This window comes from Roseateles microcysteis, assembly GCF_036880965.1.
Classification (GTDB): domain Bacteria; phylum Pseudomonadota; class Gammaproteobacteria; order Burkholderiales; family Burkholderiaceae_C; genus JAUASW01.
On the sequence record NZ_JBAJMV010000004.1, the window covers coordinates 409,950 to 433,259 of the forward strand.

16 protein-coding genes are annotated in these 23,310 nt (G+C 65.9%); 6 read left to right on the forward strand and 10 right to left on the reverse strand.

The genetic code is table 11. From position 1 onward, the window contains the following. Positions 1–16 precede the first annotated feature (16 nt). From V3596_RS13710 to V3596_RS13730, 5 genes are all read right to left on the reverse strand, one after another. A complete protein-coding gene (locus tag V3596_RS13710; RefSeq protein WP_334278328.1) occupies positions 17–1,006 on the reverse strand; it encodes a LacI family DNA-binding transcriptional regulator in 990 nt (329 codons plus the stop codon). 303 nt (positions 1,007–1,309) lie between these two features. Next, a complete protein-coding gene (locus tag V3596_RS13715; RefSeq protein WP_334278329.1) occupies positions 1,310–2,089 on the reverse strand; it encodes a LytR/AlgR family response regulator transcription factor in 780 nt (259 codons plus the stop codon). Next, positions 2,086–3,168, reverse strand: coding sequence for a sensor histidine kinase (locus tag V3596_RS13720; protein WP_334278462.1), 1,083 nt, complete (start codon positions 3,166–3,168; stop codon positions 2,086–2,088). The genes V3596_RS13715 and V3596_RS13720 overlap by 4 nt, the downstream gene beginning before the upstream one ends. A gap of 57 nt (positions 3,169–3,225) precedes the next feature. Beyond that, positions 3,226–3,636, reverse strand: a complete 411-nt coding sequence (locus V3596_RS13725) for a hypothetical protein (RefSeq protein ID WP_334278330.1) — start codon at positions 3,634–3,636, stop codon at positions 3,226–3,228. Between the two features lie 57 nt (positions 3,637–3,693). Then, entirely contained in the window at positions 3,694–4,728 is a 1,035-nt protein-coding gene (locus tag V3596_RS13730) for a tetratricopeptide repeat protein (RefSeq protein ID WP_334278331.1), read from the reverse strand. A gap of 305 nt (positions 4,729–5,033) precedes the next feature. Between V3596_RS13730 and V3596_RS13735 the strand changes: the two genes are divergently transcribed. Both V3596_RS13735 and V3596_RS13740 read left to right on the forward strand, forming a co-directional pair. Further along, positions 5,034–6,014 (forward strand): extracellular catalytic domain type 1 short-chain-length polyhydroxyalkanoate depolymerase, encoded by a 981-nt coding sequence (locus V3596_RS13735; RefSeq protein ID WP_334278332.1) that lies wholly within the window; start codon positions 5,034–5,036, stop codon positions 6,012–6,014. A gap of 51 nt (positions 6,015–6,065) precedes the next feature. Continuing rightward, positions 6,066–6,791, forward strand: a complete 726-nt coding sequence (locus tag V3596_RS13740) for a hypothetical protein (protein WP_334278333.1) — start codon at positions 6,066–6,068, stop codon at positions 6,789–6,791. A gap of 20 nt (positions 6,792–6,811) precedes the next feature. On the opposite strand, the gene V3596_RS13745 is transcribed toward V3596_RS13740, so the two are convergent. The 3 genes from V3596_RS13745 to V3596_RS13755 all read right to left on the reverse strand — a co-directional run bounded on the left by V3596_RS13745 (position 6,812) and on the right by V3596_RS13755 (position 14,231). Continuing rightward, complete coding sequence (locus V3596_RS13745; protein WP_334278334.1) at positions 6,812–9,454, reverse strand: beta-mannosidase; 2,643 nt, start codon at positions 9,452–9,454, stop codon at positions 6,812–6,814. Further along, the gene (locus V3596_RS13750; RefSeq protein WP_334278335.1) at positions 9,451–10,977 is read right to left on the reverse strand and encodes a tryptophan halogenase family protein; all 1,527 of its coding nucleotides are present in this window, start codon (positions 10,975–10,977) and stop codon (positions 9,451–9,453) included. Before V3596_RS13750 ends, V3596_RS13745 begins: the two co-directional genes overlap by 4 nt. Before the next feature lie 119 nt (positions 10,978–11,096). Then, a complete protein-coding gene (locus V3596_RS13755; protein WP_334278336.1) occupies positions 11,097–14,231 on the reverse strand; it encodes a TonB-dependent receptor in 3,135 nt (1,044 codons plus the stop codon). Positions 14,232–14,580: 349 nt separating this feature from the next. On the opposite strand from V3596_RS13755, the gene V3596_RS13760 reads away from it, so the two are divergent. Then, positions 14,581–15,561 (forward strand): ROK family protein, encoded by a 981-nt coding sequence (locus tag V3596_RS13760; RefSeq protein ID WP_334278463.1) that lies wholly within the window; start codon positions 14,581–14,583, stop codon positions 15,559–15,561. 8 nt (positions 15,562–15,569) lie between these two features. Beyond that, complete coding sequence (locus tag V3596_RS13765) at positions 15,570–16,301, forward strand: copper homeostasis protein CutC (protein ID WP_334278337.1); 732 nt, start codon at positions 15,570–15,572, stop codon at positions 16,299–16,301. On the opposite strand, the gene V3596_RS13770 is transcribed toward V3596_RS13765, so the two are convergent. Further along, positions 16,263–18,653 carry an EAL domain-containing protein gene (locus tag V3596_RS13770; protein WP_334278338.1) on the reverse strand — a complete coding sequence of 797 codons (2,391 nt, stop codon included), beginning with the start codon at positions 18,651–18,653 and terminating at the stop codon, positions 16,263–16,265. The two genes, V3596_RS13765 and V3596_RS13770, sit on opposite strands and share 39 nt — an antisense overlap. Before the next feature lie 126 nt (positions 18,654–18,779). After that, complete coding sequence (locus tag V3596_RS13775) at positions 18,780–19,157, reverse strand: TraR/DksA family transcriptional regulator (protein WP_334278339.1); 378 nt, start codon at positions 19,155–19,157, stop codon at positions 18,780–18,782. 114 nt (positions 19,158–19,271) lie between these two features. On the opposite strand from V3596_RS13775, the gene V3596_RS13780 reads away from it, so the two are divergent. Continuing rightward, the gene (locus V3596_RS13780; RefSeq protein WP_334278340.1) at positions 19,272–20,237 is read left to right on the forward strand and encodes a CBASS cGAMP-activated phospholipase; all 966 of its coding nucleotides are present in this window, start codon (positions 19,272–19,274) and stop codon (positions 20,235–20,237) included. Positions 20,238–20,338: 101 nt separating this feature from the next. Then, positions 20,339–22,999: a bifunctional acetate--CoA ligase family protein/GNAT family N-acetyltransferase gene (locus V3596_RS13785; protein ID WP_334278341.1), complete on the forward strand. Its 2,661-nt coding sequence runs from the start codon at positions 20,339–20,341 to the stop codon at positions 22,997–22,999. Positions 23,000–23,310 lie beyond the last annotated feature (311 nt).

The following is a 23,310-nucleotide window of genomic DNA, read 5'->3' on the forward strand; positions in this document are numbered from 1 at the left end:
GTGGTTGGTGTGCGAGCTATTCGTCGCAACTGCTTTCGCGCACGATCATTTCGACCGGCAGGGTCATCTCGGCGGGCGGTTCGTCAGGCTTGTGGTTCAGGAGCAGCTGGATGCCGGCAGCACCCAGCCCTTCCTTGTCCACGCGCACCGTGCTCAGCGGCGGCACAGCCACCGCCGCGCTGCTGATGTCGTCGAAGCCGACGATCATGATGTCGTAGGGAATCTTCAGGCCTTCGCTCAGGCAGGTCTTCATGGCCACCAGCGCCGTGCTGTCGTTGTAGCAAAACACGGCGTCGGGACGCTTGGACAGGCGCAGCAGGCTGCGCATCGCCTCGACCACGCCCTCGTCCCCCTCACCCATGGTCGGCACGATGACCTCGAGGTCGGGGTCGGCATGCACCTTGGCCTCGAACAGCGCGCGGCGAAAACCGCGGTTGCGCTGCTGGATGCTGTAGTGGGCCAGCGAGCCCGACAGCATCGCGATGCGGCGCCGGCCGCTGCGCAAGAGATGGCGCGTGGCGAGGAAGCCGCCGAGGAGGTTGTCCGGGTTGATCGAGCTGAAACCGCGGCGCTGCATGTCCACAAGCACCATGGGCTTGCCGGTCAGCATCAAGGCGCCCAGCACCTCGGGCTCGAAGAAGCCGGCGCACAGGATGGCATCGGGCTGGTGCACGCGCACCTGGTCCAGCACCGGCTCTGCAGGGCCGACCACGATGAAGGACAGCGCGATGCCCTCGCGCCGGCAGGCCTCTTCGGCGCCATGCAGCACCGGCGAGAAGAAGGGGCTGGAGGCCAGCGTGTTGTGCTGGCTGTGCAGCAGGAAGGCAATGCGGCGGATGCGGGTCTTCTTCAGTTGCGAGAAGTCGTAGCCCAGGCGCTGCGCGGCCTCGCGCACCTTGTTGCGCGTCAGCTCGGTCATGCCGGCCTGGTTCTTGAGCGCGCGCGACACCGTGCCTATCGACAGGCCGGTGGCCTCCGCGATGTCGCGGATGGTGACCTGGCTCACGGCCGCGCCTCTGGGTGGCGTGGCCGCTCATGCGGCGGGCCAGGCGGCGGAATCATCAGCATCAGGAGTCTCCGGTATTCGGTTTAATAAACGCTTCTGGGAGCGCTTCCGGGCATGCGGCGGACTGGAATCACCGCCTTTGTTCATGGGTGATGTTTGTATCCGCCGCCTCCTGAGGCGTCAATCAAAGTCGCCGGATCGGCGCTCTTTTAGCGCGTTTTACTAAACACGAGTTGAGCCGGTACAGCCCGGGGCAGTGGTGCCGGGCATGGCAGCGACGGCGTGGCCCTGCGGGGTGCGCGCCTACATTTCCTTGAACAGGGGCAGGTAGCTGCGGCTCACGGGCAGGCGTTCGGTGCGGCCCTTCAGTTCGATCTCGCCCGTCTCGTTCTCGCTGCGGGTGATGCGGCGTATCGAGCGCAGATTGACCACCACCGAGCGGTGCACCTGGCTGAAGTGTGCGGGGTCCAGCTGCGCCAGCAGGTCCTTGAGCGGCGTGCGTATCAAGGCCTCGGCCGCATGCCCCTCATCGCGATAGGCCACCAGCGTGTACTTGGTGTCGCTCTTCAGATAGTCGATGTCGTCAACCGGGATCATGCGCAGGGAGCCAGCTACCGTGGCGCGTACCCAGCGCAGCGGCTCGGGCTGGTCCAGCTTGAGCCGGCTGGCCAGCTGCGCCAGCAGCGCCTCGCTGTGCACGGCCGGCTGGGCCTGCTGCAGGCGCGCCTTCAGGCGCTCCACCGTCTCGGCCAGGCGCACTGCCGTGACCGGCTTGACCAGGTAGTCGAGCACGCCGTGCGCGAAGGCCTCGAGCGCGTACTGGTCGAAAGCGGTGACGAACACCAGGTGGGCGCGCTTGCCGATAAGCCGCGCCACCTCCACACCGCTCAGGCCCGGCATGTGCACGTCCAGAAAGCAGATGGCCGGCTGATGCTGCTCGAACAGCTCGATCGCCTGGCGGCCATTGCGCGCCTGGGCGACGATCTGCAGTTCCGGCCAGGCGGCGGCCAGGCGCGCTTCGAGAATCTCCCTCAGCAGTGGCTCGTCGTCGGCAATCAGGGCGGTCGGGGCGGCAGTGTTCATGGCTGAGCTTGGGTGAATGCTATCGCCGCCTCCACGCCATGCGGCGCCACCTCGCTCAGCTCCAACGTGGCCGCGCCAGCATAGGCCCAGTGCAGGCGTTCGCGCAGCGCGGCCAGGCCGGTGCCGAGTCCGCCGCCACTGGCCTGCAGGCCGATGCCGGTGTCGACGACGCGCAACCGGCAGCGCCCGCCGTCCAGCACCTCGGCATGCACGTCGATGCGGCCGCCCTCTTCGCTCGGGTCGATGCCATGCTGCACGGCGTTCTCCACCAGGGTCAGCAGGGTCATCGGCGGGCAAGGCAGCTGAGCCACGCCGGGGCCGATGTGCAGCGCAAAGGCCAGCCTGTCGGGCATGCGCATCTGCATCAGCTCCAGGTAGGCGCGCACCAGCTCGAGCTCCTGGCCCAGCGTATTGGCCGAGCCATCCAGGCGCGGCACGGCGGCGCGCAAATAGTCGGTCAGGCTTTGCAGCAGTTGGGGGGCGCGCGGCGAGCCGGCCTCCACCAGCGCCTGCACATTGGCCAGGGTGTTGAACAGGAAATGCGGCTGAGCCTGCGCGGTCAGCAGGCGCATACGCGCATCGAGCGCCTGGCGGGCCAGCTCGCTGCGTTCCAGCTCGAAGTCGATCGCTTGCTTTTCCACTCTTGCCTCACGTTGGCGCAGCAGGGCCGTCAGGGCCACCCAGGGCGCCACCAGCATGCCGAAGAAGACCAGGTTGGTGAAGCCCGTCAGGCGCTTGGGCGACTCCCAGAACATGGGTGCACCCGGTGCCGTACTCAGCATGTAGATCACGAACAGGGTAATGGGCACGGCCAAGCCGACCGCCGCCACCTGCAGCGCCCAGCGTGCCAGCCATCTGGGCAGGCGGCGCGGCCATTGCTCGAACAAGCCGAAGACCAGCAGCAGCACCAGGCCGGTCGTGAACACGCGCAACACCACGCTCATCAAGCCGGACGCCCAGTTGAAACTGAACAGCAGCGTCAGGAGCGCACAGATGAGGCCGACGACGCGAACGCGTCGCCAGGCGAGCCAGGTCCGCCATCCGCGCGCGTGGCTTGTCTGGGGAATGAGAGGAGACATCACGGCAGGTTACTCGATGGCAGCGCTGAGTTCGCCAGCTTCCCATGCCAGCGGCGCTCAGCGCCAGCGCTGGCCAGGCTTGCGGAAATAGTGGTGCGCGATATAGCGCCATGGCAGCACCAGCGGCGTCAGCACCACCCCCATCGCGCAGGCAAAGGCGGTCTCTTCCACGGCCGGGGTCATCGCCCCGCCCCGCCACAGCGGGTAGGCGATGGCAATCAACCAGACCGACTTCCAGATCAGCTCGAAGATCAGCAGCGGCAACATCTGCAGCGGGTAGCGCAGCCCCCACAGGCACAGGATCGCCAGCCCGCTCACCAGCGAGGCCGTTTCGCCCTTGCGCTGTGCCCAGAGGTCGGTGTGTTGCAGCATCACGGGGCCGAACGAGAGGGTCAGGCCCACCGTGATCAGCAGATAGAACGCGCGCAGCAGGTGCAGGCGCCAGAGAGGGACGTCGTTGTCATTCATGGGAGGGGTCAGTGGCTTGAAGTCGATCAGGGCTGCGGCGAGGTGAGGTGGGCGCCATCAGCCGAGCTTGGCCAGGCGCTTTCGGACCTCGTCCACATTGGCCGGATTGGCGCGCTTGTTGGCGATGAAGCGCTCGTAGGCGGCCAAGGCCTGCGCCTTGTCGCCCTTGGCCAGGTAGGCGTCACCCAGGCGATGGTCGACGGGCAAGGCCTCGGCGCCGCTCAGCGTCCTGGCCCGCTCCAACAGGCGAATGCCTTCGTCGAGTTGGCCCTGGGCGACGTGGACACGACCCAGGCCGTAGTGGCCGGCGGCCTGACTCGGCTGATCGCGCTGCAGGCCCTCATAAAGACTCCGGGCCTTGGCCAGGTCCTTGCCGTCCTTCAGAAAGATCAGCGCCAGCTGCATGGTGGCGTTGCGCGCCTCGTCCCGCATGGCCGAGTCCGTACCCGGCTTGAGCGCCAGCAACTCGGTTTCCATCTCGCGCCAATTCTTGGCCTCGGCGGCGATATGGACGCGGATGAGGCGCGCGGTTTCAGGCTGGCTGCTGCGCACGGCGGCCTCCAGCTCGCGGGCCTTGGAAACGCTGCCGCCCATCATGCCGGGCACCGTCAGGTAGAGCTTGGCCAGCTCCACCCGTGCCACAAAGCTGGCCGGATCCAGGGCCAGGGTGCGGACCCAGGACGCCTTCAGGCTGTCCAGCAGGCCCATGGCCTTGAACATGCCAAGGTCGAGCATATGCATGCTGAGATTCTGGGCGGTCGCCAGATGGCAGACCGCCACCGTCGGGTGCTGTTCGGTGCAAAGCCTGGCCTGCTGCGCGCCAGCCTCGAGCCGCTTTGCATCGCGGGGATCGCTGAAGGTCAGCGCCAGGGACAAAGCCGCGCTGGCTTCGGCATCGCCGGCGTTGGCCTTCAGGCGGGCCCGGGCCTGCTGCTCCAGTTCGGCGTACTTGCCGGCATCCTGCAGCGACTCCAGCTGGGCGTCCTTGAAGATGGCGGCCTGGGCGCTGCCCAGAGCACCCAGCGAGGCCAGCAGGGCAATGGCCACTGTGATCGAGCGGGGGCTGCGTGTGGGGAAGGATTGCGTGTTCATGGGTGGTTTGGGCTGAAGGCAGGCCGTTGGAGACACGGCCTGCCGTTGAAAATTCGAAGGGACGGCGTCATTGTTTTCATCCCATCGCCCCTGGATGCCCGCGCTCAGACGAGTGACGGGCTGCGGCTACTCAGTCACGCCCGGTCGGGACGAACGGCCCGGCCCGGCGAGAAGCGCATGCCAGCGCCATTGGTCGCCGCCGAGCGTCACTCGTCATGGCAGCGCCGTCGCCGATCAGGCACGGCTGGGCCAAGGCCCGGTTGCCAAGGCACAGTAGGCGTGCTCACTCCATCGACCGCTTCGTCATGAACAACTTCCTGCGCTACTTGCTGCTTGGCTTTCTGGGCCTGCTCGCCCTGCTGGCTGTGCTGGCCGGCTTGTTCGGCTACTTCGTCTATACGCCCGATCCGGCGCAGCCGCAGCTGTCTGGCACCCTGGCCAAGGGATCGATCGACATGGCCGGCGTGACGCGGCGCTACCGCACCTATGTGCCCAAGGACCTGCCCAAGGGCGCGCCCCTGGTCGTGGTCATGCATGGCTCGGGCGAGGACGCACAGCGCATCCGCGCCGGCACCGGCTATGGCTTTGACCGGTTGGCCGACCAGCATGGCTTCGCGGTCGTCTACCCGAAGTCCTTTGGCTTCAGCTGGAACGACTGCAGCGTGATAGGCGACGTCAAGGTGAACGGTGTCAGTGCCGACGACGCCAGCTTCGTGGCCGCCATGGTCGACAAGTTGGTCGGCGAGCTCGGCATTGACTCGGCGCGGGTGTTCGCGACCGGCGTTTCATCTGGCGGCTCGATGGCGATCCGCCTGGCGCTGGAACACCCGACCCGCTACCGGGCGGTGGCCGCAGTTGCCGCCAATCTGCCGACGCCGCAGAACTTCCAATGCCAGCCGGCGGCGAATGGCACGTCGGTGATGATCATGAACGGCACGCGTGATCCGCTGGTGCCCTATGAAGGTGGCGAGATCAATCTGCTGGGGCTGTTCTACGAGGGCGGCCCGGTCATGTCCTCGCGCGCATCGGCCCAGTATTTCGCCGATTGGAACCACCTGGGTGGCGCGCCCCAGGTCAGCCACGTCGATATGGACGAGGGTGTCAGGGTCGAGCGAGCCCGCTGGCACAAGCAGGGCAAGAACGAGGTGGAACTGGTGAGCATTCACGGCGGCGGCCACGGCCTGCCGCAAGCCTACGCGCAGCGCCCCCGCCTGCTGGGACCTTCACCGATGCAGCCCGACGGGCCCGCAATGATCTGGGACTTCTTTGCACGCCAGCAACGCTGAAGCACCCGGCACCCCGCCCCATCTGAAATCAAGCCCTCGATATTCCAAGTCATGCCCATTCTTCAAGTCAACCCCGACAGTCCTGCCCTGGTTCACGCCGCCGCCGCGGCCGTGCTCTACCTGCATATTGGCTCCGGCAGCGTCGGCCTGCTCTCCGGTGCGGCCTCCATGGTGTTCCGCAAGGGCTCGCGCCTGCACCGCCTGAGCGGCAAGGTCTTCGTCATTGCCATGTTGCTCATGTCCGCCATCGGTGCTGCCGTGGCGCCCTTCCTCCCCACGCCCGAACGCGCCTCGGTGGTGGCGGGGGGGCTGACCTTCTACCTGGTCCTGAGCGCCTGGGCGGTGCTCAAGCGCAAGCCCGGTCAGATCGGGGCCTTCGACTACGGGCTGCTGCTGACTTCAACGGGCATCGTGGCAGCCGGCGCCTACTTCATGCGGCTGGCCGCACAAAGCCCGAACGGCCAGCTCGACGGGCAGCCGGCGGCAGCTTTCGTGCTGTTCATGATCGTAGGCAGCCTGGCGGCGGTGGGCGACCTGCGCCTGATCCTGCGGCGCGGCGTCAGCGGTGCCACCCGCCTGGCGCGCCATTTGTGGCGCATGTGCGTTGCGCTCTTCATTGCGGCCAACTCGCTGTTCCTGGGCCAGCAACAAGTCTTTCCGAAGTCCTTGCAAGGCTCGGCCTGGCTGTTCGTGCCGGCAATTGCGATCCTGGCGACGCTGCTGTTCTGGCTGTGCCATGTGGGCTATGGCGCCTACAGGCGCAGGCGTGCTGCCTGAATGCCAGGGAAGCTGGCTGCTCAGTCGGCCAGGGAACGCAGGCTCAGTGATTTGCGCAGCGCTTCAAGGCCGGACTGGGAAGACAGGCGCAGGCTGATGCGCTCGCCAGGCAGCAGGGTCAGGGCGTTGTCGGAGACCTCGGCGTCAAGGTCTCCGAAATCGACCCACAAGGCACGGACCAGCCTCGTCGCCTTCAGCAGAAGCTTGAAGCCTTGGCCATCGCGGCTCAGCTCGGCCTGCAGGCGAGCATCACGCCAGCTCATGTCCTTCGCCGCCCTGAAGTAGACGACGCCGCGCGACGCCGGCTCGCCCTCCACCTGTAGGTCGAACACCGCGACGGTGGATGCCGGATCGGCAACGCCCGCCAACTCGGCATCGGTGTAGTGAGCCAGCTTCGTTGCTGAAAGCGGCGCCAACTCCACCGGCCGGCGTTCGTCGCGCAGCGTCTTGCCATCGAGCGTCATCAAGCGCAGCCGCAGCTCGCCGCGCCGCGCTTGCGTGCGGTCGTTGAGCAGGCTGACCGAGGTCTTGCCTTCGGCGTCGCGCAGCGCAGCCACAGCGACCGGCGCATAGAAGCGGCGCGCATGGAACTGCAAAGCCTTCCAGCGGCCGAACCAGTCGATGCCGGACCAGGAGGCGCCCGGCCACACGTCGTTCAATTGCCAGTACAGCGAGCCCATGGTGAACGGCCGGCTGGCGCGGTGGTGCAAGGCGGCGAGCTGGATGCCCTCGGCCTGCATGACCTGGCTCAGATAGGCGAAGTCAGCAAAATCCCTGGGCTCACCGAACTCATCCTTCACGTACTTCTTCAGGCGCTCGTTGCCCTTGCCGGCCATGAACTTCTGGTGCGCCACGATCACCGGCGTGGCCAGGCCCTGCTCGCTGCGCTTGGCGAAGGCGTCGATCGTGCGCTGCACCGGCCAAGCCTGCAGGCCGTACTCGGACATGAAACGCGGCGTGATCTCCAGGTACTTGGTCACCGGATGCGCCGGGTTTCCCCAGACCTCCCAGTAATGCATGTCGCCGCTGGCCGGCGTGTTGGCCACGTCGCCCCCGTCGTCGCTGGGCGAGCTGGCCCAGTAGGCGATGCCGCCGCCTTCCTGCGCGACGAGTTGGCGCAGCTCGGTGCCGAAGAGCTGCACATAGCCCTGCCAGACCTTGTCAGCGAAAACAGGATCGGCCTCCTTCAAGGCCTTGCCCTGGCCCCAGTATTTCCAGGCGACTTCTTGCTCGTTGTTGCCGCACCAGAGCACCAGGCTCGGGTGATTGCGCAGGCGGCGCACCTGCTGGCGCGCTTCCTCGATCACATTGGCGCGGAAGGCATCGTCATAGGCCGGCTGCATGCCGCCGCCGAACATGAAGTCCTGCCAGACGAGCAGGCCCAGCTCATCCGCCAGGTCGAAGAACTCCTCGCTCTCGTAATAGCCACCGCCCCAGCTGCGCAGCATGTTCATGTTCGCGTCGCGCGCCGACTGCAGCACGCGGCGCAATTGCGCCTTGGTCACCCGCGGCTGGAACATGTCGAAGGGAATGCTGTTCGCGCCCTTGGCGAACACCGGAATGCCGTTGACGACGAAATGAAAGCTGCGGCCCTTGCCATCCGGCTCGCGGCGCAGCTCGACGCTGCGAAGGCCGGTACGCGCAGTCGTCTTGGCGACGACGTTCTTGCCGTCGCTGACTTCCAGCTCGTAGCGGTACAGCGGTTGCGCGCCGTAGCCGTTCGGAAACCAGCGCTGCGGGCGGTCGATGTGAATCGGCAGTTCGATACGCTGTTCGCCGGCGCTCATGGCCACGCGACGCTCGGCCGCAAGAGAACGCCTGCCGCCCGGTTCGGTCTGCCACAGGCGCAAGTCGAACTGGCCATCGCGCTCAACCTCGGCCGACAGGATCGCAACGACGTCGGCCCGAGCCGCTTGCACATGGTCCTGTCGAAGCTGCAGGTCAGCGATACGCACGGCATTCCAGCTCTGCAGGACGATCGGCTTCCAGAGCCCGGCCGTGACATAGCGCGGCCCCCAGTCCCAGCCGTAGTGATAGCCGGGCTTGCGCGCGAAGTTGCCGGTCATTGCATCGGCCGGCTCGTCACCATGGGGCGATGGATAGTTGCCCGCAAGCTTGTGCGGCATCGCCTGCACCTGCGGCAGCAAGCTGACGATGGGCGAGCGCAGGACGATGCGCAGCGCGTTGCCCTTGGCGCGCAGTCTGGCCTGCACCGGCACGCGCCAGCTGCGGAAGGCGTTGTCGGCTGTCAGCACTTTCTCGCCATTGAGGTAGACCTCGGCGAACGTGTCCAGCCCTTCGAACACCAGGTCGCTGCGCGCACTCGTCAGTGCGGTGCTCGGTGCGTCGAAGCGCGTCTGGTATTCCCAATCGGCCAGGCCTATCCACTGCAGCGCGGCTTCGGGTGCGCCGACATAGGGGTCGGGAATCAAGCCGTGCGCCAGCAGGTCGGTGTGCACCGTGCCGGGCACTTTCGCCGCACGTGCGATCGCTGCTTCCGCATGTTTGGCGACTTGCGCGTTGCCGGGCAAGAGGCGAAAGGTCCAGCCCATGTCGATGCTGAAACTGGCCGACTCCCTTGCCAACACTGGCAGGGCAGCGGCGAACAAGGCCAGGCCGCACACGGCTTGCTTGAGGGACGGCCACAGCGAATCTCTGCTCATGGGGCGGGCACTTTCCAATAGCGGTCTATCCATTGCTGGTGCGTCGGCATGGCCGCGACGGCGCTCGCCAGCGCCGCACGCATGCCGTCGACATAGCTGGCCAGTTTGTCCTCGGGCATGTCATCCACGACAGGGTGGTAACTCTGAGGCAGGATGCGCTGGCCGAGCATCACCTGAACCCAGCTCGGCAAGGCGAAGAAATCTTCACCGTTGCGGAAGTAGCGGCCATCGCAGCGGAACAGGTCCATCGCCTCCTGCAGGCTGTCCGGGATGGACATCGTGCGGCAGTAGTTCCAGAAAGGCGTGTCGTCGCGTTCGGTGGCGTGGTAATGCAGGATCAGGAAGTCGCGGGTGCGCTCGTACTCGAAGGCCGACTCGCGGTTGAAGCGCTCGCTCAGCAGAGGGTTGAAGTCGCGGTCCGGGAACAGGCTCAAGAGCCGGCTGATGCCCGACTGCGCCAGGTAGATGCTGGTGGACTCCAGCGGCTCCAGGAAGCCGCTGGCCAGGCCCAGGGCCACGACATTCTTGTTCCAGAACTTCCTGCGCATGCCGGTGGTGAAGCGCAAGGGGCGCGGCTCGGCCAAGGCCTTGCCATCAAGCTTGGCGAGCAGGGTGGCGGCTGCCTCGTCGTCGCTGATGTACTGGCTCGAATAAACATAGCCGTTGCCCACGCGGTGCTGCAACGGAATGCGCCACTGCCAGCCGGCCGCGCGTGCGGTGGCACGGGTGTAGGGCGTGATCGGGGCGACGCCTTCGCTGGGCACCGCCATCGCGCGGTCGCAGGGCAGCCAATGCGTCCAGTCCACGTAGCCGGTCTTCAGCGTCTGCTCGATCAGCAGGCCGCGAAAGCCCGAGCAATCAATGAACAAATCGCCTTCGACCACTCCGCCGCCTTCCAGCTTCACCGATTCGACGAAGCCGCTTTCAGCCTGCTGGTTCACGCTGACGATCTTGCCTTCGATGCGCTGCACGCCGCGGCCCTCGGACAGCTCGCACAGGAAGCGCGCATAAAGGCTGGCATCGAAGTGATAGGCGTAGGCGATGTCGGCCATCGGCGAGCTGGCCGGGGCATTGGGGTCACCGGGGATGAACCTGCCCTGCGGCGCCATCACCGTCTGCAGCGAGTAGTCGCCGATGGGCGAGGCCCGGCCCGAGAGGAACTGCTTCAGCCAGAACTGATGGAAGGGCAAGGGCCCGAGCGAACGTCCGATGACACCGAAGCCATGGATATAGCTGTCGCCGATGCGGCTCCAGTCATTGAATTGAATGCCGAGCTTGATCGTGCCCTGCGTACGCTTGACGAATTCGGCTTCGTCGATGCCCAGCATCTGCCCGTTGAAGAGGCGGATGTGCGGCACGCTCGCTTCGCCGACGCCGACGATGCCGATCTCTTCGGACTCGACCAGGCGCACCGAAGCCTGCTTGCCGAGATAGGTGGCCAGCGCAGCCGCCGCCATCCAGCCGGCGCTGCCGCCGCCGACGACGACCACGCGTCGAATTCGCTTGCTGCCCGTGTCGTCCATCGCTCGCCTCGGTCTCTGCAAAAGAAAAGATCGGCAGTCGCATTGGTTGATGCTGATGACTGCCGATGTGAAGCCCCCTCACGCCGTCAGACGCGAGGGGGATCGAGGAAAAGAATCCATCAGAACTTGTAGGTCAGCCCCACATAGGCAATGCGACCGGCGTAAGCGTTCGAATAGAAGCGGTCCTTGGTGTCGTTGCCCAGGTGTGCCCGCGTCTCCTGCTTCGTCAGGTTCAGCACCGAGGCGCTCAGGCTCAGTTCCTTGCTGATGTTGTAGGCCGCGTTCAGGTCGATCTGGTCGTAGGGCTCTTCATAGACATTCAAGCCATTGACCAGGCCACCCACCACCACACCGCGGCGGTTGTAGGAGGCGCGCACCAGGTACTGATCGTTGCCGTAGAACACCGTCACATTGGCCTGGTTCTTGGCGCTGCCGACCAGCGGCGACTTGCCGACCTCGGTGCCATCCGCCAGCTTGATGGCCGCCTGGTTGGTCTTGTTGTAGGTGTAGTTGAACTGGAAGCCGAGACCGGAATCCAGCGTGTGCTGCGCATACAGCTCGACGCCTTGCGAGACGCCGTCCCGGCCGCCAGCGCTGGTCGCATAGTTCTGCACCGTCACGGTATTGCCGCCGACGTTCATCGCCATGTCGCGCACCACCGGCACCGAGAAGTTGCTGACGTTCTTGCGGAACAGGCCGGCGCCGAGCACCGAGCCGCGATGGAAGTACCACTCCAGGCCCAGGTCGTACTGCGTGGCCTTGTAGGGCTCGAGGCTCTTGTTGCTGCCTTCTCCAAACCAGCCCACCTTGTCGGCGCCACCGATCAGGCGACGATCGTTCACGTACTCCTGGCTGAAGTACTTCAGCCCACCGGGCGAGGCAATGTCGCCATAGCTCGGCCGCGCAATCACCTTGGAGGCGGCGGCGCGCAGCAGCAGGGCCTTCGTCAGGTCATAGGCCAGGTTGAAGCTGGGCAGCAGGTCGTTATAAGTGCGGTCCAGCGAGCTGACCACGAACGACGAGGTGTGGCCGGTGGCCGGATTGGAATTGCTGTCCGGCAGCCGGGTGAAGCCGCTGACGCAACCCGAGCCGGCGGGTGCACCGACTGCAGGCAGGCCGCCCGCACGACAGGGGGCGGGGTTGCCATCCGCGCCGTCGAAGAAGTAGTCGTTGTAGTAGTCGACCTGGTCGGTCGAATCGGCATGCTGCCTGGTGCGCACCATGCGCAGGCCGACGTTGCCGCGCAGCCGCTCGGTGCGGATATTGGCCTGCAGATAGGCCGCCATGATCTTCTCGTCAACGTGGTAGACGAAGTTGTCTTCCTGGCGGGTCTGCATCGCCCCGTAGGTCTGGTTCAGGTAGGCAACATAGGCCGGATAGTTGATCGCCGGGAAGGCGCTGGCCTTGATGCCACCGGCCAGGTCACCCAGCGAGTCGGTGTAGAGGAAGGACGACTGGAACTTGTTGGCCGTGGGGTCGCAGCCGCTCTGGTAGCGCTTGTCGTAGTTGGCCGGGTCGGCGCCCTGGCAGACCCAGTAGTTGTTGCCCGTGCTGCGCCGCGTGCCGCCGTCGCGCAGCTTCATGCCGAACTGCAGGGAGTCCAGCCATTCGCCGTCCTGGTGCCAGGTGAAGTCGGCCTGCGCATAGTTCTGATGCGTGCCGTTCTTGGTCCACGAGGAGGATGTGGAACCGAGGTCGATCTCGCCAATGCCCTTCTGCAGGTTGGCCATCAGCTCGGGCGAGAAGCTCATCGTCGGCGTGCCGCTCAGGCTCCAGGCGCTCAGCGTATTGCCCAGGGTCCAGCTGCCGTTGCTGTTCTGCAGGCGCGGCTTGATGGGCATGGTGAACTGCATCTCCGGGCCGCCCTTGGCCCAGGTGCGGCCCGCCTTGAAGGTGGCGTCCAGCGATTCACCATGCCAATCGGCTTCGAAGTCGGCGGTCTGCGACAGCGAACGCTCGCGGTTGTAGCTGCCGGTGATCTGCGGCGTCGGGACGGTGCAGTCATCCGGCCCCCAGCCACCCGGTGCCTTGCCGCCGGCAGCAGCCGCGGATTCGCTGCAGTAGTAGGTCTTGCCCGGATGCACGCTGTAGTTCGCGCCGGTCACGATGGTGCCGCTGCGATCAAAGGTGAGGCTGTCGAGCAGGCGGCCCGTCGCCCAGTTTCCATCGCCGTCGTAACGAGCCAGGTTCCATTCCGGCACCTTCAGGATGTTGGTCTGCGAGTTCTGCGACAGATTGAAGCGGAAGTAGTTGGCCGTCAGCGTCAAGTTGTCCAGCGGCTTGAACTGCAGCGTGGCCTGCGCGCCCTTGCGCTCGCGCTCCTCGTTCTTGACGCTCAGATTGACCGAAGTCGGCATCATGAAGTTGGTGTAGTACTTGCCGTTCTGGTCGTAGAAGCCCGACTGGCCCCACCAGTAGCTGCTCATGCCGGACGGCTTGCCGTTCACATCGGTGGCCGGATTCGCCTTGTAGTTGTCGCCGTACCACTGCCAGCTCTCGGTGCTCGCGCCCATGGTGCGCGTCGTGCGCTTCTGCTGGGTGTAGCCGAGCAGCACGCCGAGGCGCTTGTCCTGGTCATGCCAGGAGTACTGGCCGGAGAACTGGCCATCGGCCTTCTTGGTGGTATCGGCCCAGGTGCCTTCCGCGTTGACGAAGCCGGTGTTGGACTTCACGTCCAGCGGGCGGCGCGTGCGCAGGATCACCGTGCCGCCCACGCCACCTTCATCGATGCGTGCTTCGGGCGTCTTGAACAGCTCGGCGCTGGACAGCATGTTCGACGGCATCAGCATGTAGTTGAAGGAACGCGTCGGGCTGCCGTTGGACTCGGCGGTGGCGATGTAGTTGCCGTTCAACTGCGTCAGCGTCAGTTCTGACGACAGGCCGCGAACGCTCACGTTCTTGCCCTCGCCGCCGCTGCGGTCGACGATCACGCCGGGCACGCGCTGCAGCGCATCGGCCACGTTCTTGTCGGGGAACTTGCCCACGTCCTCGGCCGTCACCACTTCAACGATGGCATTGGCATTGCGCTTCTGGTCGAGGCTCTTCTCGATCGAGGAGCGGTAGCCGGTGACGACCACCGTGTCCAGCTGCTTGGCCTCGGCCTTCGCATCATCCTTCCTGTCCGACGGCTTCTCGGCGGAAGCGGTTTGCGCCTGAGCACCACCGAAGGCCAGCAGCGCGATGCCCACCGCGGCAGCGATGGGCGTGGCGGGCCAGCGGCGCTGCCGTGCAGCGAGAGGGGTTCCGAAAGTCATATCTTGTCTCCTGGTCTTGCCCTTGGACGGGCTTTCATTGCGTCGGTTCGGCAGCCGGGGGCTGCTCGAATTCCCGGGCGCGCGGGGCGCATTTCGGGAAGAACCATCGGTATTTACTAAACGACTAAAACGCGGGCCGACTGCGGCCGCAGACAGCGCATTTCACCCAGGGCAATTTGTACAAAGGAAGCAATCCAGGTTCAACTAACTTTCAAAATTGGCGCGCAGTTTAGTTTTGTTTAGTAAACCAAAGTGCAGACGACTCGCGACACTCGTCTCGCGTGCGCCGCGAGGCCCTAGACTGCGCCTTTCACCCGGCAACGAGCCCCAAAGTTCCACTCCAATGACGATGCCTGAGCCCGCCACCTTTCGCTCCTTAGATGGCAGCGCCGCGCTCGCTGCGGCCTCGCGCCACCTGCTTGTTGCAGACATCGGCGGCTCACACATCCGCCTGGCTCGGCAGGCCAGCGATGGCGCATTCGAGTTGCTCATCGATGTGCCCACACCCGCGAACGACTGGGGGCAGTTCTGCGCGGCAATCGGTGAGGCCACAAGCCTCTTCGCAACAGGCTCATCAGCCTTGTCGATCTCCATCGCGGGTGTCGTGGATCCAGGCACCGGTGAAGTCGCCGCCGCGAACATTCCGTGCATCAATGGCCGGTCACTGGCTCGGGATCTCACTGCATTGCTTGGCATGCCCGTTGTGGTGACCAACGACGCCGATTGCGCGGCCCTGGCCGAGGCTCGCATCGGCGCCGGCATCGGCCATGGCGTCGTTTTTTGCGCGATCCTGGGTACGGGCGTCGGTGGTGGCTTGATCGTCAACGGCCGGCTCGTCCGCGGCGCGGGTGGTCTCACCGGCGAATGGGGTCACGGGCCCATCGTCAACGAAGCGGTGGTCGACGCTGGCGATGGCCGAAGCCTGCGCGTTCCGCGCTTCAAGTGCGGCTGCGGCATGACCGGCTGCCTGGATACGGTAGGCGGCGCGCGCGGCCTGGAACGCCTGCATGAGTTCCTGCATGGGAGCATGCAGAGCAGCCTGCAGATCCTGGACGCTTGGATCGCAGGCGAACCGTCGGCGGCAGCCACGGTGCGCGCCTGGATCGAACTGGTCTCGGGCCCGCTGGCCCTGGTCGTCAACGTCACCGGCGCGAGCGTGGTGCCGGTGTGCGGTGGATTGAGCCGCTGCACACCGCTCGTCACGGCGCTCGATCTGGCGGTGCGCCAGCAGATCCTGCGGCGCACCGAAGCCGCCCTGCTCATTCCCAGCCCGCTGAACGACCAGGCCGGGCTCATCGGCGCCGCGTTCGCTTTCGCCGACCTCTCATGAGCAAGGCCATGAGCGTCCTGGAAGTCTGCGTTGATGACGTCGCCGGTCTGAACGCCGCGGCTGAAGGTGGTGCCGATCGCATCGAGCTGTGCGCCAGCCTGGACCTCGGTGGCGTCACGGCGTCAGCCGGCTTGATGGCGGAGGCCAGCAAGTTGGCCATCCCCGTAATAGCGTTGATCCGCTCGCGCGTCGGTGGCTTCACGTATGACGCCGCTGAAGAGCGCGTGATGCTGCGCGATATCGAGAGGGCTGGCGAGCTGGGGCTGGCCGGCGTTGCCATCGGCGCGCTGACGCGCGACGGTCGGCTCGACCTGGCGCTGCTGCAAGGTCTGGTCAAGCGCGCGCAAGGCATGCAGCTGACGCTGCACCGTGCCTTCGACCTCGTGCGCGATCAATCGCAGGCATTGGAGGACGCCATCGCGCTGGGCTTCCATCGCATCCTCACATCCGGCGGTGCATTGACGGCGCCCGAGGGCGCCGCCCAGATCGCATCGCTGGTCCGGCAGGGGCGTGGGCGCATCGGCATCCTGGCAGGCAGCGGCATCACTGCCGCGAATGCGGCCGAGTTGCTCAGCGCGACGGGCGTGCAGGAGCTGCACGCCTCGTGCAGAGGCCCGGGCGCTGAGCCGGATCCCGAGTTGCAGGCCTTCGGCTTTGCGGGTTCATCCCAGCGCATAACTTCCGCCTCGATGGTGCGCGAACTAAAGGCGCGCGTCCTGCGTGACATTCGGCCCATCTAGCCCGGCCACCGGTCGAGAAGGTGGGGCCTCCTGTCCGTGGGTTGGCGCCGCTGCGGCTGCTTGCAGCAAGCCCTGGAACTCACCGGCAGGCATGGGAATCCCCAGCAGGAATCCCTGAATATCGTCACAGCCCAGTTCGCGCAAGCATTCCAGCTGCACAGCCGTCTCGACGCCCTCGGCCACCACCCGAAGTCCCAGGGCGTGCGCCATCGAGATCACCGCCTTGACGATGGCATTGGCATTTACGTCGTCGGGCATGTTGCGGATGAAGGAGCGATCAATCTTCAGCGCATCGATAGGCAGGTGCCTGAGCATGCCCAAGGAAGAGTAGCCAACGCCGAAATCATCAATCGCGATCCGCACGCCCAGGCTGCGCAGGCGGTTCAGTATTTCGGCGCTCGGCTCGACGGTCTGCAACACGCTTTCAGTCAACTCCAGCTCGACACAGGCAGCGATGTCCTGCAGCGAATATTGCTCTAGCGCACCGCCGACCGAAGCGACCAGGTGGTCATACATGACCTGACGGCCGGAAACATTGATGGCCATCCGGATCGGTTCCAATCCTGCATCGACCCATGCGCGCAATTGAGCACAGGCGCGTTGCAGCACCCAGGCGCCCAAGGCGTTGATCAACGACGTCTGTTCCGCGACCGGTACAAATCGATCCGGCATCAGCAGCCCCAGCTTCGGGTGCTGCCACCTGAGCAGAGCCTCCACGCCAGTGACGCTCATGGTCGACAGGTCGAACTGTGGCTGGTAGTGCAGCGTCAGTTCGTTGCGCTCCAGTGCTGCCCGCAGGTCCATCTCCATGGCCAGTTGCTCGCGCACGCTGTCGGTGATCTCTGCGGTGTAGAACTCGAACGTGTTTCGCCCCTGCTCCTTGGCCCGGTACATGGCTGCATCGGCAGCCCGGCTCAGTTCATCGACGCCTTCGGCGTCCTCGGGATACAGGGCAATGCCGAGACTGGCCGACACAACCAGCTCCCGGCCCTCGAGCAGGATCGGAAGGGCCAGTGAGGAAATGATTTTCTGGGCCAGGGTGGCCACATCGTCCACGCGAGCAACGTCCTCGATCACCACCGTGAACTCGTCACCGCCCAGCCTGCACACCACATCCTCGGCGCGCACGACCTTCTTGAGCCTGTGACCGACTTCCTTCAGCAATTCATCTCCGGCGGCATGCCCCATCGAATCGTTGACCAGTTTGAAGCGATCCAGATCGATGAAGATCAGTGCCATCCTGGTCCGATGCCGCTTCGCACGCTCTATCGACTGCTGCAGGCTGCTGACGAACAACAGCCGGTTCGGCAGCCCTGTCAGCGGGTCGTGGTTGGCCAGGTGGCGAAGCCGCTCCTCGGCCTGCTTGAGTCGGGTGATGTCAGTCAGTATGGATACGTAACCCGACACGGCTCCCGCAGCATCCCTGACGACGCTGATGCTCTCCCACACCGGAAACAGCTCGCCGCCCTTGCGTCGGTTCCAGAGCTCTCCCTGCCACTGTCCCGTGGCGGTCAGGCTTGACCAGAGCCGCCCGTAGAAGCGTGCGTCCTGGCGGCCTGATTGCTGGAAGGAAGGATTGCGGCCAAGCACCTCGTCAGCCGTGTAGCCCGTCATGCTGGTGAAGGCATTGTTAACGTTGACGATACGCGCCTCTGAATCGGTCACGATGATGGCCTCCATGGTGCTGTCGAAAACAGCAGCGGCCTGGCTGAGCTGGGCTTCGACGCGGCGTCGGTCACTGATGTCCTGCACAAAGGCCTGCCATTGGCCGTCTGCCAGGATCTTTGCACTGACCTCGACGGGCAGGTAGCTGCCGTCGTTCCTCCTCAGGTTCCAGTCGGCCACATGGGTCTCGCCATGGAGCATCCGCCGCTTTGCCTCCTCAAGCCTGGGCAGATCGGTCGAAGGGATGAAGTCTGCGATGGCCTTCCCGACGATGTCCTCGCGCCGTGCACCCAGCAACCGGCAAGCGGCCCGATTGACATCGACATAGCGGCCATCAAGATCCGCCACGAAGATGCCATGCCCCGCTTGGTCGAACAGATCCCGCAGCCTTTGCTCGCTGCGTCGCATGCGCTCGTGCGAGAACGTGAACACAACGCCCATCGCGAGGAACACCAGCACGGGAACCACCGGCGCCCCGGCATCCTTGAAGAAGCGCAGCTCCGGCGGAATGAACAGGTACCAGACGAGCAGCGCGGACAGCGCCGTCGCATGCAGTCCCGCCACCCGGCCGCCGAACCATGAGCTGACGAAGACGGCCGGGTAGAACAGAAACCAAACATAAGGCCGGATCACCGACCAGAGGCTCCACTGCAAGAGCACGGCGAGCAAAGGTGGCGCAACGCTCATGCCCAAAGTTCTTGCCGGCCGTGACAACAGCCGCCGATGGAGCGCCTGCAAGGCCCTGCGCGTACTGCTCATCCACACTCCTCGGCTGAAGTCATCGCGCTCTCCCAGCTGCATTGCACTGATGGGCTATTCAGACCTTCTGCTCCAGCGGCTCTCGTGCAGACCTTGGCAGGCCGCGCAGCGCGACGCCGCGGGCAACAGCTGCAGACGGGCGAGGCCGACAGGTTCGCCGCAATCGATGCAGTCGCCGTAGCTGCCGTCGTCAACGCGTCGCAAGGCCGCCTCGATGGCCGCCATGGCACCCAGCTCGCGATGCACCTGCGCCTCGTCAAGCTCGTCATGCTGCAGCCGGTCAGCCAGGTCCTTGGTGTCGCCCGCTTCTGGCTCGTCCTGCGCCGCGCCTCGTGCGCGTTGTGCTGCCAGCAGCTCCGCCTGCAACGCCGACAAGCGCGACTCAAGACTCTGGCGCAAGCTGGCCAACTGGGAATTGGTGGAGGTATCCATGGGGCTTCCTGTTCGTTCGTTTGGAACCAGAACGATTCACGGTAGCAAGCCCACCACTGCCGCTGCTTGAGCTGCATCAAGCTGTGTCTCGTTGCTCCGAGTCAAGCTCTCACCATGGCATATCCACCGATCAAGAATCCCGGCCCCGTGCGCGCGCTGGCACTGTCCGGTGGCGGCTTCCTGGGCCTATACACCGCGGTCGTGCTCGCCGGCCTGGAGGAGCGCATAGGCGAGCCGCTCGGCAGGCGCTTCGACCTGCTGGCGGGCACCTCCATCGGTGGGCTGCTGGCGCTGGCCCTGGCCTACGAGGTGCCGATGGCGCGCCTGGTGACCCTGTTCATGGAGCAGGGTCCGGCCGTGTTCTCCTCGCGTGAACTGCCCCAAGGCGCCCTGAGCCGGCTCGTCGACCTGAGTCGCTCGGTCATGGGGCCGAAGTACAGCGGCAAGGCACTGCGGGACGCCCTGCGCAACGAGCTTGGTGAGCAGCGCCTGGAGGATGCCAGGCACCGGGTGATCGTGCCTGCGGTCGACGTGCGAGATTGCCAGACCAAGGTCTTCAAGACGCCGCACGCAGCGGCATCGCTGGGCGATGGAGCGAGCAGTGCCGTCGATGTGGCGATGGCCGCCTGCGCTGCGCCGGCCTACTTCCCCTCGGTGCGCATCGGACGCCGGATCTATGCCGATGGAGGGCTGTTCGCCGTGGCACCCGACCAGCTCGCCCTGCACGAGCTGGAGCATTTCATCGGCGTGCCAGGCGAGCATGTGCTGATGCTTTCCATCGGCACCGCCGTGGCGCACTACCGTCCCTCAGGCGGTGTGCGCGAAGACGCCGGTGCTGTGGGCTGGTTGTCCGACGGCCGGCTGGTGTTGACCATGCTCTCGGCCCAGCAGCAGCATGTGCAGGCCATGCTGGAGGACCGCCTGGGCTCGCGCTACCTGCGCCTTGACGCAGACTGGCCCGCTTCAGCAGGCCTGGGCATCGACGTGGCCACGCCAGCTGCCATCGACCTGCTCGGCGCCCTGGCGCAGAAGACACTGAACAACACTGACACAGCCTTGCTGCAGGAGTTCATCGGCTGAGCCCCAAGTCCAGCCGACCGCAAGGAACCAGGACAAGGACATGCAGTCAGCGGGCTGTGACGGCTCCTGGCGGCACCCGACGATGAAAGAGTTCAAGCTTCATGAGCATCCGCAATCTGGACAAGCTGCTGAATCCCGCCTCCGTGGCCGTGGCCGGTGCCTCCGACCGGCCCGGCAGCGTGGGCACCACCGTCTGGCAGCAGTTGCTGGGCGCTGGCTTTGCGGGGCCGGTGTATGCCATCAACCGCCATCATGAGCAGTTGAACGGCCAGCCCGTCTATGCCCGAGCCGAGGACTTGCCATCGGCCCCGGACCTGGCGGTGATCTGCACGCCGCCCGACAGCGTGGCAGGGCTGATCACCGAGTTCGGTCGGCGGGGCACCCGCGCCGCCATCGTGATGACAGCCGGGCTGACGAGCGCCCAGCGCAGCGCCATGCTGGAGGCGGCGCGCCCCTGGCTGCTGCGCGTGCTCGGCCCCAACTGCCTGGGCCTGATGTCTCCACATCTGCGCCTCAACGCCAGTTTTGCCCACACCGATGCGCTGGCGGGCGAGATCGCCTTCATCTCGCAGTCGGGCGCACTTGTCACGGCCATGCTGGACTGGGCCAAGTCGCGCGAAATCGGCTTCTCGCACCTGGTGTCGCTGGGCGAGCATGCCGACGTTGACTTCGGCGATCTGCTCGACCATCTGGCCAGCGACGCGGGCACTCGCGCCATCCTGCTCTACATCGAATCGATCGAGGCACCGCGCAAGTTCATATCGGCGGCGCGGGCTGCGGCGCGCAACAAGCCGGTGATCGTCGTCAAGGCCGGTCGCGCCGGCCATGGCGTGCAGGCGGCGGCCTCGCACACGCGGGCCATGGCGGCATCCGACGTGGTCTTCGATGCGGCGATCCGGCGCGCTGGCATGCTGCGCGTTGACCGGCTCCAGGAGCTCTTCACGGCAGCGGCCACGCTGGCCCACCTGCGCGACAGCGCCGGCAGCGTGCTGACGATCATGACCAATGGCGGCGGGGCTGGCGTGCTGGCTGCAGATGCAGCGGCGCTGGCCAAGGTGCCCATGCATGGGCTCGACGATGCGATGCTGGCACGACTCGATGCGAAGCTGCCAGCCACCTGGTCGCGGGCCAACCCGATCGACATCATCGGCGACGCGCCGATACAGCGTTACGTCGACACGCTGCAAGCCCTGATCGATGACCCAGACAGCGGCACCATCCTGTTCATGCATGCGCCCACCGCCATCGTGCGCAGCGAAGACATTGCGACGGCATGCGCGCCGCTGGCCGGCGCAGCGCGGCACCGCATGATGGCCTGCTGGCTTGGTGGCGACTCGGTGATCCGGGCCCGCGAGACCTTCAACGCGGCCGGTCTGGCCGACTACGAAACGCCCGAGGAGGCCGTGCAGGCCTGTGCGATGCTGGCCAGCTATCGCCACAACCAGGCTCTGCTGGAGCAGGTGCCCAGCGCCAGCGAAGGACCGCCGCCCCGGCTTGCCGATGCCCGCCGCGTGATCGACCGCGCGCTGGCCGAGGGCCGCGAGATGCTCGACGAGACCGAAGCCAAGGCCGTGTTGCAGGCCTATGGCGTGCCAGTGGTCGAGACCCGCGCCGTGGGCCTGGAGGCCGCTGAAGTGCTGGCTGCAGCCGCCGCCATCGGCTATCCGCTGGCGCTCAAGCTGCGTTCGCCCGACATCGTCCACAAGAGCGACTGCGGTGCGGTGGCGCTGGATCTGGCTGACGAGGCCTCCTTGCTGCGCGCTCGCCTGGCGATGCTGGCGCAGGTGAGCGGCGCCATGCCCGCGGCGCGCCTGACGGGCTTCTCGGTCCAGTCCATGGCCAGCCGGCCGCATGCCAGCGAGCTGATCATCGGCGCCAGCGTGGACCCGATGTTCGGCCCCATCGTCCTGTTCGGTGAAGGCGGCACGGCGGTGGAGGTCCTGGCCGACCGGGCCATCGGCCTCCCACCTTTGAATCGGGTACTGGCCGGCGACATGGTGGCCCGCACCCGCGTGGCGCGAAGGCTGGCCGGCTATCGCGACCATGCGCCCGCCCGGCTCGATGCCATCAGCGATGTACTGATCGCCGTGGGGCAGATGGCGGCCGACCTGCCCGAGCTGGCCGAACTTGACATCAACCCGCTGTGGGCCGACGAAGAGGGCGTGCTGGCCCTGGATGCACGCATCCGCCTCGACGCGCGCGGCCCGGCAGGCATGGCGCACTTCGCCATCCTCCCCTATCCGGCCAAGCTGGCCGAGACCGTCGACTGGAGAGGTGAGGCCCTGCTGCTGCGCCCGATCAGGCCGGAGGACGGACCGGCGCACAAGGCCTTTGTGTGCAAGCTCGAGGTCGAGGACCTGCGGCTGCGCTTCTTCAGCTCGCGCCGCGAGCTGCCGGCGAGCCAGCAGGCGCGTCTGGTGCAGATCGACTATGCGCGCGAGATGGCGTTCATCGCCATGCGCAGCGAAGTCGATGGCTCATCGACGGTGCTGGGTGTCGTGCGCGCCGTGACCGACCCAGACAACGAGGCTGCCGAGTTCGCCATCATCGTGCGCTCCGATCTCAAGGGCCTGGGCCTGGGCCGCATCCTGATGGACAAGCTGCTGCGCTTTCTGGCGGCCCAGGGCACGCGGAAGCTGGAATGCGATGTGCTGCGCGAGAACGAGCCCATGCTGCGCCTGGCACGCCACCTTGGCATGGAGCAGGTGGCCTCGTTGTCAGGCGGTGGCGCATTGCATTTCCGTAAGCTGCTGCATCCCTAGACCGTGGACATTCGAACCATGTCGCCACAGCCACATCCGGCCGATGACGCATCCAGAAGATCGTGAAGAACGCGCACCGCATCAAGCCCTCGGAGCTGTCCTGTTGAAAGCGCTGGACCGCAAGCTGCTGCGTGACTTGCGCCTGTGTGGAGCCAGGCGCTGACGATTGCGCTGGTGGTGGTCAGCGGCATCGGCGGCTTTGTCACCAGCCTGTCTGCGGTCGATTCACTGGCGCAGGCCCGCGACGACTTCTATGCGCAGGGGCGCATTGCCGATGTGTTCGCCAGTCTCAAGCGCGCGCCCGATGCAGT

Bases quoted from the DNA above. Each gene is read 5' to 3' on its own strand.
- V3596_RS13765 (WP_334278337.1), top strand. From the start codon at position 15,570: ATGAGCGTCCTGGAAGTCTGCGTTGATGACGTCGCCGGTCTGAACGCC.
- V3596_RS13780 (WP_334278340.1), top strand. From the start codon at position 19,272: ATGGCATATCCACCGATCAAGAATCCCGGCCCCGTGCGCGCGCTGGCA.
- V3596_RS13730 (WP_334278331.1), bottom strand. From the start codon at position 4,728: ATGAACACGCAATCCTTCCCCACACGCAGCCCCCGCTCGATCACAGTG.
- V3596_RS13755 (WP_334278336.1), bottom strand. From the start codon at position 14,231: ATGACTTTCGGAACCCCTCTCGCTGCACGGCAGCGCCGCTGGCCCGCC.
- V3596_RS13735 (WP_334278332.1), top strand. From the start codon at position 5,034: ATGAACAACTTCCTGCGCTACTTGCTGCTTGGCTTTCTGGGCCTGCTC.
- V3596_RS13750 (WP_334278335.1), bottom strand. From the start codon at position 10,977: ATGGACGACACGGGCAGCAAGCGAATTCGACGCGTGGTCGTCGTCGGC.
- V3596_RS13725 (WP_334278330.1), bottom strand. From the start codon at position 3,636: ATGAATGACAACGACGTCCCTCTCTGGCGCCTGCACCTGCTGCGCGCG.
- V3596_RS13785 (WP_334278341.1), top strand. From the start codon at position 20,339: ATGAGCATCCGCAATCTGGACAAGCTGCTGAATCCCGCCTCCGTGGCC.
- V3596_RS13715 (WP_334278329.1), bottom strand. From the start codon at position 2,089: ATGAACACTGCCGCCCCGACCGCCCTGATTGCCGACGACGAGCCACTG.
- V3596_RS13745 (WP_334278334.1), bottom strand. From the start codon at position 9,454: ATGAGCAGAGATTCGCTGTGGCCGTCCCTCAAGCAAGCCGTGTGCGGC.
- V3596_RS13760 (WP_334278463.1), top strand. From the start codon at position 14,581: ATGCCTGAGCCCGCCACCTTTCGCTCCTTAGATGGCAGCGCCGCGCTC.
- V3596_RS13740 (WP_334278333.1), top strand. From the start codon at position 6,066: ATGCCCATTCTTCAAGTCAACCCCGACAGTCCTGCCCTGGTTCACGCC.
- V3596_RS13775 (WP_334278339.1), bottom strand. From the start codon at position 19,157: ATGGATACCTCCACCAATTCCCAGTTGGCCAGCTTGCGCCAGAGTCTT.
- V3596_RS13770 (WP_334278338.1), bottom strand. From the start codon at position 18,653: ATGAGCGTTGCGCCACCTTTGCTCGCCGTGCTCTTGCAGTGGAGCCTC.
- V3596_RS13720 (WP_334278462.1), bottom strand. From the start codon at position 3,168: ATGTCTCCTCTCATTCCCCAGACAAGCCACGCGCGCGGATGGCGGACC.